6 protein-coding genes, 1 pseudogene and 1 CRISPR repeat array are annotated in these 11,677 nt (G+C 55.0%); of the genes and pseudogenes, 6 read left to right on the top strand and 1 reads right to left on the bottom strand.

From position 1 onward, the window contains the following. Positions 1-71: 71 nt before the first annotated feature. A pseudogene (gene cas1e, locus QZ305_RS07620) lies at positions 72-752 on the top strand (type I-E CRISPR-associated endonuclease Cas1e); the annotation flags it as partial. After that, positions 749-1,633, top strand: coding sequence for a type I-E CRISPR-associated endoribonuclease Cas2e (gene cas2e / locus QZ305_RS07625; protein ID WP_294731131.1), 885 nt, complete (start codon positions 749-751; stop codon positions 1,631-1,633). The pseudogene cas1e and the gene cas2e, both read left to right, overlap by 4 nt. A 29-nt stretch (positions 1,634-1,662) precedes the next feature. Beyond that, positions 1,663-6,022: a CRISPR direct-repeat array (repeat unit 28 nt; unit sequence CATGTCCCCGCGTATGCGGGGGTGATCC). Between the two features lie 125 nt (positions 6,023-6,147). On the opposite strand, the gene ung is transcribed toward cas2e, so the two are convergent. Further along, positions 6,148-6,825: a uracil-DNA glycosylase gene (gene ung / locus QZ305_RS07630; RefSeq protein WP_294731132.1), complete on the bottom strand. Its 678-nt coding sequence runs from the start codon at positions 6,823-6,825 to the stop codon at positions 6,148-6,150. A gap of 34 nt (positions 6,826-6,859) precedes the next feature. Here ung and QZ305_RS07635 point away from each other — a divergent pair, with 34 nt between their 5' ends. The 4 genes from QZ305_RS07635 (at position 6,860) to ilvC (ending at position 11,459) form a co-directional block, all read left to right on the top strand. Then, complete coding sequence (locus QZ305_RS07635; RefSeq protein ID WP_294731133.1) at positions 6,860-7,984, top strand: folylpolyglutamate synthase/dihydrofolate synthase family protein; 1,125 nt, start codon at positions 6,860-6,862, stop codon at positions 7,982-7,984. Positions 7,985-8,226: 242 nt separating this feature from the next. After that, positions 8,227-9,900 (top strand): biosynthetic-type acetolactate synthase large subunit, encoded by a 1,674-nt coding sequence (gene ilvB / locus QZ305_RS07640; protein ID WP_294731134.1) that lies wholly within the window; start codon positions 8,227-8,229, stop codon positions 9,898-9,900. After that, positions 9,900-10,439 (top strand): acetolactate synthase small subunit, encoded by a 540-nt coding sequence (gene ilvN / locus QZ305_RS07645; RefSeq protein ID WP_294731135.1) that lies wholly within the window; start codon positions 9,900-9,902, stop codon positions 10,437-10,439. Before ilvB ends, ilvN begins: the two co-directional genes overlap by 1 nt. Positions 10,440-10,442: 3 nt before the next feature. Beyond that, positions 10,443-11,459, top strand: a complete 1,017-nt coding sequence (gene ilvC / locus QZ305_RS07650) for a ketol-acid reductoisomerase (protein ID WP_294731136.1) — start codon at positions 10,443-10,445, stop codon at positions 11,457-11,459. Positions 11,460-11,677 lie beyond the last annotated feature (218 nt).

Raw genomic sequence — 11,677 nt, forward strand, 5'->3', positions numbered from 1 at the left:
TCCTCATCCAAGTGTACAGGATGTGAGAGTCGGAACCTCACCAAAGTTTAGAGCGACCAAAATATTACGCGGGAGGTCGACCGCTTTCAGCAAATTCTGCATTGCTTCAAAAGCAAGCTAAACTGGTCAGTAATCAGAAACTGCATCTTCAGGTTGTTAGAAAAATGTATTCCATGAGATTCCCTGGAGAAGATGTCAGTAGATTGACGCTTCAGCAATTACGGGGAAAGGAAGGCAGTCGAGTTAGGGCGCTGTATAAAAAGTTGTCAGATGAATGGCATGTGCCTTGGAATGGTCGAAACTATAAACCGGACGATTTCGATGGTTCTGATGATGTGAATAAAGCATTATCGGTTGCGAATACCTGTTTATATGGGTTGACGCACTCTGTTATTGCAGCATTGGGACTGGCAACTGGGCTGGGGTTCATTCATGTTGGGTTGGAAAAGTCTTTCGTTTATGATGTTGCAGATTTATATAAAGCTGAATATACGATTCCATTAGCATTTAAGCTTGCTGGTGAACATACACCCAACATAGCTTTGGAGACCCGAAAACGCATGAGAGATGTGTTTTATGAATCGCATCTGATTGAGCGGATTGTCAAAGATCTTCAATGGTTATTATCGGATGAGGATGTTGTTCTCTCAGACGAAGATGCGTCTCTATGCTTGTGGGATGGTATTCGTGGATCGACAACAGCTGGTACGCAATACTTCTCTAAAACCATTAGTAAGGATGACAATGTATGATTGTCATAGCCCTGTCAATCTGCACCCCTGCTTTAAAAGGTGACTTGACTAAATGGCTTTTTGAAATTGCGCCTGGTGTCTATGTTGGGGACGTGTCTGCGAGAGTCAGAGATCGGCTTTGGGAAAGAATCGAGAATTCTATCGGCTCCGGACGGGCTTGTATGGTTTATGGCGTACGCAGTGAAACTCACTTTGCGTTGCGAACTCTTGGCGATACCTGGGATCCTGTTGATTTTGATGGTATAACACTGATGCGTCATCCTCGTAGGATAAATTATAGGGATGCAACAAGTCCAAAAAGTAAACCTGTAAAGAGGATTGCGAAGGCTAAACATCAGAATTTGGGACGAAAGAAGAAGATTCCTGATGATTATGTAGTGATTGATTTAGAGACCACGGGACTAGATCCGGAAACGGATCAAATCATCGAAATTGCCATGGTCAGAGTCAAGCAAAATACGATCTCCGAACAACTGCGGATACTGGTGAAAATAGTTGGGAGACTTCCTGGGTTTATTGTTAAATTGACTGGAATTACTGACAGACAATTAAATGATGAAGGAATCCCTCCTGAAGAGGCACTGAAAGAAACGATCCAGTTTATTGGCTCGAATCCAGTCGTAGGACACAATGTAGGTTTTGATTTGAGCTTTCTGCAAAACTTGTCCCGCAACACGGAAATACAGTTACCAAAATTAACAACTGTTGATACTCTTAAGCTGGCACGGGAACGAATAAGAGGGATCCCAAATTATCGGCTGAATACTCTGATTGATTATTTAGGACTGTCGTCTCATCCTTCCCACGAAGGAATAGAGGACTGCCTGGCTGTGCATGGTTTACTATGCGAGTTAAAGAAAATCAGGCAGAATGAGAGATGAAAGTCCTTTATATAAAGGGGTTATTTAGCCATGTCCCCGCGTATGCGGGGGTGATCCGAAATGCCTCCATTAGCAACTGTCCATCTTTTTCATGTCCCCGCGTATGCGGGGGTGATCCTGGATGATGTCGCACCTGCGCTGCTGAAAAATACATGTCCCCGCGTATGCGGGGGTGATCCCAGTCTGTATCCAATTGGCTCAATGAACGTCAACATGTCCCCGCGTATGCGGGGGTGATCCGCAGTCGGGTCTCTTTATCTATCAGCCGACCCCCATGTCCCCGCGTATGCGGGGGTGATCCCAACGGACTTTGTAGCTTTGTAGCACCTATGTGCATGTCCCCGCGTATGCGGGGGTGATCCGGATAACCCTGAGAAAGCGCAGTATGATGAACGCATGTCCCCGCGTATGCGGGGGTGATCCTGACCAGGACGATAACAACGCAGAACTGGCAAACATGTCCCCGCGTATGCGGGGGTGATCCCATTCTGCTTCGGCGGCGCAGCCATCCGGACCGCATGTCCCCGCGTATGCGGGGGTGATCCGATACTGCCGCTGCAGCTGCTCCCGGCTCACGACATGTCCCCGCGTATGCGGGGGTGATCCGTTTCCCCAGGCTCTGGCTTACACCCTGCTTGACATGTCCCCGCGTATGCGGGGGTGATCCTGCCCGGATATACCGACAGGGTCAGAAAGAGAACATGTCCCCGCGTATGCGGGGGTGATCCCCAACGGTTTGTCTGGGTTATTCGGGTTCTTCCCATGTCCCCGCGTATGCGGGGGTGATCCCATTCTGGCGCGAAGACTTTCCGGATTGTGTACCATGTCCCCGCGTATGCGGGGGTGATCCTCGGATAAGCCTCTTCGAAGGCCCGGAGTTTCACATGTCCCCGCGTATGCGGGGGTGATCCCCAATTATTCTTAATGAAAAGGAACTCAGTTCCCATGTCCCCGCGTATGCGGGGGTGATCCTAGACAAACGAAACAGTCGATGAAGATTAAAGACATGTCCCCGCGTATGCGGGGGTGATCCTTGACTTCGATGTAATCATATGAGCGGATGGCCCATGTCCCCGCGTATGCGGGGGTGATCCTCTGGGTGCAGCGGGTCCACCCAGGAAAAACTGACATGTCCCCGCGTATGCGGGGGTGATCCTACCAACATTTTCGTTTGTATGCAAGCAGGAACCATGTCCCCGCGTATGCGGGGGTGATCCTCGCCCTGTCCCGGTACTCTTGCGCCAACCGGGCATGTCCCCGCGTATGCGGGGGTGATCCTAAAAATGTTGCCAATAGCAATGAAAAGATTGGCATGTCCCCGCGTATGCGGGGGTGATCCCGGACTTTTCTGCTGGAGCCATCAGCCAAAGATCATGTCCCCGCGTATGCGGGGGTGATCCTTACTTCGCCATCTGCTGGAATACTCCAGTACACATGTCCCCGCGTATGCGGGGGTGATCCTGTTATTGACGCTGCTCTGTCTTATGCCGGTATCATGTCCCCGCGTATGCGGGGGTGATCCCTTTGGCTATATTCCACAAAAACAGGTAGAGGACATGTCCCCGCGTATGCGGGGGTGATCCTGACCAGAAGACTGGAACCCCAGGACAGGGTTGCATGTCCCCGCGTATGCAGGGGTGATCCCTATGGTGCAGACCTCATTGATCTGCACCATGACATGTCCCCGCGTATGCGGGGGTGATCCTAGTTGGCCTCAGCGACATCAGGAACATGAAAGCATGTCCCCGCGTATGCGGGGGTGATCCCCCGGGGCGTTTTTTAATAATTGTGTCTGATAACATGTCCCCGCGTATGCGGGGGTGATCCCCTTCTGGCGTGAAGACTTTCCGGATTGTGTACCATGTCCCCGCGTATGCGGGGGTGATCCCCCCTACAGCCCGGATGAAACGCTGGCGCTGGACATGTCCCCGCGTATGCGGGGGTGATCCTCCCAGCATCGACTTTCTTGCACAGTTCTTTGACATGTCCCCGCGTATGCGGGGGTGATCCCAACGCAATAAAATCAATGAAGAATGGATTAAGCATGTCCCCGCGTATGCGGGGGTGATCCTTGACTTGCGGTTCATATTTTGTGTCCAACCGGCATGTCCCCGCGTATGCGGGGGTGATCCGGGTCGCCCCCGGTTCAACCGGGCCACAGGGCACATGTCCCCGCGTATGCGGGGGTGATCCTCAAGAATGACCGGATTTCTTTTGCCCAGTCCGCATGTCCCCGCGTATGCGGGGGTGATCCGTGTCGCCATCCGCAGCGGCCCATTCATCAGCCCATGTCCCCGCGTATGCGGGGGTGATCCCCCAATGACAAAGACAATGCCCGAAAGGGCGAGCATGTCCCCGCGTATGCGGGGGTGATCCGTCGGCAAGCATAAAAAAAGGCAAAGGCTTTTACATGTCCCCGCGTATGCGGGGGTGATCCCGATTTCATCCAGAAAACGCTGGATAAGGTGAACATGTCCCCGCGTATGCGGGGGTGATCCTCTGATTAGCGTCTACCGGGAGGACTGAATAGTCATGTCCCCGCGTATGCGGGGGTGATCCTCAACCCTCTTTGCGAATCATCTGCCTCAAACGCATGTCCCCGCGTATGCGGGGGTGATCCTACTAGGCCAGCAGATTGTCGCCGGCTCAGTCTCATGTCCCCGCGTATGCGGGGGTGATCCCGTTGGGGACTCATGGTGTGCCGCGGTTGCGTGCATGTCCCCGCGTATGCGGGGGTGATCCCGGTACTTCAGAAGTGAAATACACAGGCGTCAACATGTCCCCGCGTATGCGGGGGTGATCCATGTATCTTTTGACAACATTTACGGCATAATCTCATGTCCCCGCGTATGCGGGGGTGATCCTGTTATATGGTCGAGCGCTGGCTGAATTAAAGACATGTCCCCGCGTATGCGGGGGTGATCCTGGTCTGGAATGGGACGGAGTAGAGCGCGTGGACATGTCCCCGCGTATGCGGGGGTGATCCCCATTTCATGTCATTCAAGAAAAGTTTAATCCACATGTCCCCGCGTATGCGGGGGTGATCCGCACTTCTGTGGTCATAAGGCTAGAAATGAGACCATGTCCCCGCGTATGCGGGGGTGATCCTGACAGACAGAGAAGCCAGATATTACTGCCGTCCATGTCCCCGCGTATGCGGGGGTGATCCGGAGACCATCGTCATCAACGAGTCGGGGCTGTACATGTCCCCGCGTATGCGGGGGTGATCCCGGAACAGTCGAACAGTAATGACATAACAATACCATGTCCCCGCGTATGCGGGGGTGATCCTATGGCCTACAGCTACTGGGGAGTTGGAGATAACATGTCCCCGCGTATGCGGGGGTGATCCGTTTCGACAGACCGAAGGTTCTGAAAGGAGGACCATGTCCCCGCGTATGCGGGGGTGATCCTCAAAGTGGTTTGGAGAAGACAATTTAATTGGGCATGTCCCCGCGTATGCGGGGGTGATCCTGTGGACACGCTGCCGGAAGCGGAAAAAACGGACATGTCCCCGCGTATGCGGGGGTGATCCTCACGCAATCTGTGGCTGTTGACCATCCCGGAGCATGTCCCCGCGTATGCGGGGGTGATCCGGTAGCAGGAGTGAAACTGGAAACAGAAGATTACATGTCCCCGCGTATGCGGGGGTGATCCGTAGGTTTGCAAGCGATTCAGGGGTGTAATCCTCATGTCCCCGCGTATGCGGGGGTGATCCCATGGTCCGAAGGTACTTAATCATTATCCGATACATGTCCCCGCGTATGCGGGGGTGATCCTATCCCGGGCGCCGATTTCTGAATCAAGGTAAGCATGTCCCCGCGTATGCGGGGGTGATCCCTTCAACTCCACCGGTTGCACCAGACGGCAGGGCATGTCCCCGCGTATGCGGGGGTGATCCGGAACTGGCGGAAGTGAACCAGCTTCCGACTTACATGTCCCCGCGTATGCGGGGGTGATCCTGTTATATGGTCGAGCGCTGGCTGAATTAAAGACATGTCCCCGCGTATGCGGGGGTGATCCTGGTCTGGAATGGGACGGAGTAGAGCGCGTGGACATGTCCCCGCGTATGCGGGGGTGATCCCCATTTCATGTCATTCAAGAAAAGTTTAATCCACATGTCCCCGCGTATGCGGGGGTGATCCTTCTGCATTGCAGCAATCGCTCCAGCAGCGGCACATGTCCCCGCGTATGCGGGGGTGATCCTGCACCCCGGCGTCCTTTATCGGTGCCGTCATGCATGTCCCCGCGTATGCGGGGGTGATCCTCCTTTTCTTTTGCATGCGGCTTCAAGCAGATACATGTCCCCGCGTATGCGGGGGTGATCCTGAGGTGGACTATTTCAGTGACTCCTACCTGTGCCTGTCCCCGCATCAGCGGGGTTTCACATTATGTCCTCACTCTGTCTATATAGCCTCCGTCCATCAATTGCGCCTCTCGCCCCTATCTCTCTCATCCAAAACAGCCGCCAGAGGACACAATCCCTGACGGCCTTTTCGCTTGCATTATCCCGGTTATCCCAGCGTACTCCTCGTCCAGTTCACCGGCTCAACACCGTGCGCCTCCAGAAACTCATTCGCCTTCCGGAAATGCCCGTTCCCGAAAAACCCCCGGTTCGCCGACAACGGACTCGGATGCGGGGATTCCAGCACCAGATGATTCGGATTGTGAATCCGCTCCTTCTTCTGCCGCGCCTTGCTCCCCCACAACAAATACACAATCGGCTGCTCCTGCTTCTCCAGCTCATCGATCACCGCATCCGTAAACTGCTGCCAGCCCAGCTTCTCATGGGACAGCGGTTTGCCATCCTCCACCGTCAGGATCGGGTTCAGAAGCAGTACCCCATCCCGGGCCCAGTCCTCCAGATTTCCATCCCGGGAAAAGGGGACCTGGTACTCGTTTTCCAGTTCTTTGTACATATTCCGTAAAGAAGGCGGGATCCGCACACCGTGATTTACCGAAAACGCCATCCCATGCGCCTGTCCCTCGCCATGATACGGGTCCTGACCCAGAATCACCACTTTCACGTTCTCCTTCGGTGTCTTCTTCAAAGCCTCGAAAATCTGCCCCTTCGGGGGATAGATCTTCTTTGTTTTGTACTCCCGGGCCAGAGCCCAGTCCAGATTGTTCAGATAATCCTTTTCTTTCTCGCGCTGGATCAGTTCATCCCAGCTGTTGTCTGTGATTGCCATGGTTCTATTATAAGTGGCTGACTATAATGAAAGAATGACACTGGAAGAAAAAATCGCATCTCTGGAAACCCGCACCGGCTCCAATCGACCGCCCCGGGAATTCCGCCAGCTCATACAGGAATACATTCCCCACACTCTGAAGATTCCGGCCATCCAGGTGGCGGGAACCAACGGGAAAGGCAGCACCGTCACCTGGCTCTCCCTTCTCGCAGACTGTCCGGTCATCGGCGTTTTCACCTCTCCCCACATGTTCAGTCACTTTGAACGCATTCAGATCAATCACCAGCCCATTCCTGCACAGGACTGGGAGCGGCTGTATGATACCTGGCTCACGCTGTTTGAACAGCATCAGTTCACCATGTTTGAAGCCGATCTCTGGATGGCGCTGATCTGGTTTGCGGAAAATGACGCGGATCTGCTGCTGATGGAAGTGGGGCTGGGGGGAGGCCGGGATGCCACCACTGCGCTGGACTACCTGGCCACAGGCATCACCAACATCGGCAGAGATCACATGCAGCTGCTGGGAGATACCCTGGAGGATGTGGCCCGGGCCAAAGCCGGGGTGTTCAAACGCAATGTCCCGGCAGCCACCTGTGAAGAGAATCCGGTCATTCTCCAATTGCTGAAAGAGGAAGCCCGCAAAGCCGGTACCGCCCTGGTTGTTTCCCCGCCTGTTGAACTGCCGGACTCGTTTCCCCTCTACCAGGAAAGCAACCTGGGCCTTGCACTTGCACTGCTGAATCTGGCGCAAATCAGATCACTTCCCATAAAACAGGCTGAACAGTCGTTTTTCTGGCCGGGACGGATGCAGATTATCCGCCGTTCTCCGCTTCAGGTGGTGGATGGCGCCCACAATCCCGAAGGAATCGAAGCGCTGTGTCAGTCCATGCCGGCGGTGGACAGGATCTGTTTCTCTGTGCTGGCTGACAAGCAGGCACCGGAGATGATCCGCAGACTGCTGGAAACCGGCAGAGACCTTGTACTGGTCCACTTCGACTCCCAAAGACTGGCCAATCTGGAAGCACTGTCCCGTCAGTTTCATCTGCCCGTCATCACCCTGGAGCAGGCACTGGCAGAAACCGGCTCTGTGCTGTACTGCGGCTCTCTTCGCTTTGCTGCAGCGGTGCTTCAGGGCAAGCATCAGGTCCGCTTCAGCTGAGCCACCTGTTCCTGCTCCCTGCCGCCTCTATCCAGTCATGCCCTGCCGCAAAAGACCCGGCAGGGTCTTTTGTCATCGGCCTTGAAACAGCCAGGAAGCCCGGGCCACTGTCCGCAGGGGTCTGAAATACAAGAAAAACACCTGAAACATTCCTTTGAAACTTTCTGAAAACACATTTGGTCAATCCTTTCATTTGGTGTAGAATGAACATACATTGTCTGAAGGGAAAGGAAGGGATATGAATGCTGCTTAGTGGTGCGGATATTGTCATTGAAACTCTGATTGAGCAGGGAACAAAAACCGTGTTCGGATACCCGGGCGGGCAGGTCATCAATCTGTATGATGCACTGTACAAGCGGGAAGACAGGATCCATCACGTGCTGACGGCCCATGAACAGGGCGCCTGTCATGCGGCGGACGGCTATGCCAGAGCCACGGGGGATGTGGGTGTGGTCATTGCCACTTCCGGTCCCGGTGCAACAAACCTGGTGACGGGGATCGCCACAGCCTATCTGGATTCCACGCCCCTGGTGGCCATTACCGGAAACGTGCCCAATGCCCTGATCGGGCGGGACAGTTTCCAGGAAGTGGATATCACCGGTGTGACGCTTCCGGTCACCAAACACAATTTCTTCGTCAAGGATTACACAAAACTGGCGGATACGATCCGCGAGGCGTTCCGGATCGCGAAATCCGGGCGGCCTGGGCCTGTGCTGGTGGACATTCCCAAGGATGTTCAGATTCAGATGCAGGAGTATGAGCCGGGTCCGGTGGTGCAGAAAGAAGAACAGCGGGCGGTGAAGCTCCGCAAGATCGATGCGGCGGCGCAGATGATCGCGGAATCTGTGTCTCCTTATATTTATATAGGCGGTGGTGTGATCACCGCGGATGCGTCGGAGGAAGTGCTGGCGCTGGCGGACAAAATCGACGCCCCCATCGGTTCCACCCTCATGGGGCTGTCGGCTATTGACAATGACAACGAACGGTTCCTGGGGATGGTGGGCATGCACGGGCATTACCCGGCGTCCGTGGGTCAGGATGAAGCGGATCTCATCATCGCGGTGGGTGCGCGGTTCTCGGACCGGGCGACCGGAGATGTGGGCAAGTATGCCCGGGGCGCCCGGGTGATTCACCTGGATATTGACCGGGCGGAGATTGACAAGAACATTACGGCTGATCTGGGAATCGGCGGGGATCTGAAAGAAGCGCTGCAGGCGCTGATCGAAGCGGTCGAACCGGCGAGACATCCTGCCTGGAATGCCCGGCTGGATGCCTTGCGGGCGATTGGCGAAGAACAGCTGGAGGCGACGCTGGATCCGGCGGAACTGACACCGCATGCCCTGATCTGGGAAACAGCCCGGCATACGGAGGCGGATACACCGGTGGTCACGGATGTGGGGCAGCACCAGATGTGGACGGCGCAGTATTATCCGTTCCACCGGCGCCGGACGTTCATCACCTCCGGTGGTCTGGGAACCATGGGATTCGGACTGGGGGCCGCGATCGGTGCGGCGGCAGCTACGGGGAAAAAGACCGTGCTGTTCACCGGAGACGGATCTTTCGGGATGAACCTGAATGAGCTGGCCACGGCGGTGACGCAGAACACCCCGGTGGTGATCATTGTTCTGAACAACAACGTGCTGGGAATGGTCCGGCAGTGGCAGAATCTGTTTTTCGACAAGCACTACTCCCAGACCACGCTGAACCGGCAGACGGATTTCGTGAAGCTGGCTGAAGCCTTCGGTGCGAAGGGATTCCGGATCATGAACCGGAAGGAACTGGCACCGGTGATGGCCGAGGCATTTGCCCAGGAAGGGCCTGTGGTGGTGGATGTGGCCATTGACCCGGATGCCTTCGTCCTGCCGATGCTGCCTCCCGGCGGATCTTTTGACGATATCATCACGGAGGTCCAGTAATGGAACACAAGGAACATTTTGAGGTCGCGATCCTGGTGGAGAACGAATCCGGTGCCCTGTCCCGGGTATCGGGGATGTTCACCCGGCGGGGATTCAACATCCATTCCCTGACGGTGGGAGAAACGGAAGATCCCGTCTTTTCCAGGATGACCATCAGCGCGGAGGGAGACGAAACCACCCGGCGTCAGATCGTGAAGCAGCTGGCGAAGCTGTACAACGTGAAGGAAATCAAGGTGATGGAACGGGATACGTCGGTGAAACGGGAACTGGCGCTGATCAAGCTGAAGAATTCCCCGGATACCCGGTCGGATATTCTGTCGGCGGTGGACATCTACCGGTCGAAGATCATTGATCTTTCCCCCAATACCCTGTGCGTGGAGATCACCGGCGAGACGACGAAAATCGATGCATTCATTGAAATTGTGAAGCCCTACGGCATTCTGGAAATGTGCCGGACAGGTGTGGTGGCGCTGGAACGGGGCTGCCATTACCTGCGACAGGACAACGGAAATACAGAAGACAGCAGAGAAGGAGAATAAGACATGTCAAAAATCTATTACCAGCAGGACTGCGATCTGAACAAGCTGAATGGCAAAAAAGTGGCAATCATCGGATATGGTTCCCAGGGTCATGCCCACGCACTGAACCTGAAGGATTCCGGTGTGGATGTGGTCGTTGGTCTGTATGAAGGATCCAGATCCGCCGACAAAGCCCGGGCACAGGGTCTGGAGGTCATGAGTGTGGCAGATGCCACGAAGGCAGCGGATGTGATTATGGTTCTGATTCCGGATGAAAAGCAGAAGGCTGTGTACGAATCGGAGATCAAGCCGAATCTGACTGCCGGCAAAACGCTGGCGTTCGCCCATGGCTTCAACATCCACTTTGGCCTGATTCAGCCGCCGAAGGACGTGAATGTCATCATGATCGCTCCCAAGGGTCCCGGTCACACAGTGCGTTCGGAATATGAAGCGGAAAAAGGCGTTCCCTGCCTGATCGCAGTGGAAAACGATGCCACCGGCGATGCCATGGACATTGGTCTGGCGTATGCAGCGGGCATTGGCGGCAGCCGTGCGGGCGTGCTGGAAACCACGTTCCGGACGGAAACGGAAACCGATCTGTTCGGTGAACAGGCTGTGCTCTGCGGCGGTGTGGTTGCGCTGATGCAGGCCGGTTTCGAGACACTGTGCGAAGCAGGGTATGACCCCATCAATGCATACTTTGAGTGCATCCATGAGATGAAGCTGATCGTGGACCTGATTTATCAGTCGGGATTTGCGGGCATGCGCTACTCCATTTCCAACACAGCGGAATACGGCGACTACATCACCGGTGAGAAGATTATCACCGATGAGACGAAGAAGTCCATGAAGAAGATCCTGAAGGACATCCAGGATGGCACATTCGCCAAGGATTTCCTGGTGGAAATGTCCAGCGCCGGCAACCAGGCCCATTTCCGTGCACTGCGCAAGCTGGCTGCAGAGCATCCTTCGGAAAAAGTGGGCGAGGAAGTGCGCGCGCTGTACAGCTGGAGCGATGAGGACAAGCTGATCAACAACTGATCTGCCAGTCTGCGGTCCCCGGGGACCGCAGCCCGGGGCTGTCAAGCCAGATTTCAAAGACCTGGATCCGCGACCCTGCAGTCAGGGGCAGATACCGTGATGAATCAACCGCAATAAGGACAGTGATGAGCTGTCCTTATTGCCATATACAGAACAAAGCAGGTTCCAGCCCGGCGGGACGGACCTGCTGTTCAGCAGACAGAAAGTGATGATGGAGA

The sequence above is a fragment of the uncultured Faecalibaculum sp. genome (assembly GCF_910588395.1).
Taxonomy (GTDB): domain Bacteria; phylum Bacillota_I; class Bacilli_A; order Erysipelotrichales; family Erysipelotrichaceae; genus Faecalibaculum.

Bases quoted from the DNA above. Each gene is read 5' to 3' on its own strand.
- cas2e (WP_294731131.1), top strand. From the start codon at position 749: ATGATTGTCATAGCCCTGTCAATCTGCACCCCTGCTTTAAAAGGTGAC.
- ung (WP_294731132.1), bottom strand. From the start codon at position 6,825: ATGGCAATCACAGACAACAGCTGGGATGAACTGATCCAGCGCGAGAAA.
- QZ305_RS07635 (WP_294731133.1), top strand. From the start codon at position 6,860: ATGACACTGGAAGAAAAAATCGCATCTCTGGAAACCCGCACCGGCTCC.
- ilvB (WP_294731134.1), top strand. From the start codon at position 8,227: ATGCTGCTTAGTGGTGCGGATATTGTCATTGAAACTCTGATTGAGCAG.
- ilvN (WP_294731135.1), top strand. From the start codon at position 9,900: ATGGAACACAAGGAACATTTTGAGGTCGCGATCCTGGTGGAGAACGAA.
- ilvC (WP_294731136.1), top strand. From the start codon at position 10,443: ATGTCAAAAATCTATTACCAGCAGGACTGCGATCTGAACAAGCTGAAT.